Here is a 281-nt window from a genome sequence, read left to right as displayed (position 1 = left end):
AAACATTTCCTCCCGAAGCAGCACACTCATTTGTGCCGAAAATGACATTCTCCCCCCTGCCCAACTGGGGAAACGGGAATTTTTTACTTTCGATTTTTTTACGATCACCTGCATATTCTTGATCTGGTAGAGTTCCAGGTTTTTCCCGGCGAATGTGAACACGTCTCCCGGATTGAGCTTGGAAATAAACCATTCCTCAATGGTTCCAATGTAGCCGCCGCCGAGGTATTTCACCGCCAGCACCGCATCACTCACGATTGTACCTATTTGTAGCCGGTGCC

The 281-nt window shown here is 48.4% G+C and carries 1 pseudogene; it reads right to left on the bottom strand.

From position 1 onward, the window contains the following. Nucleotides 1–281 (bottom strand): annotated as a pseudogene (locus tag HC175_RS23535) (DNA ligase-associated DEXH box helicase); the annotation flags it as partial.

It is taken from the genome of Salinimicrobium oceani, from assembly GCF_012037645.1.
This window is presented reverse-complemented; position numbering and strand designations above follow the sequence as displayed.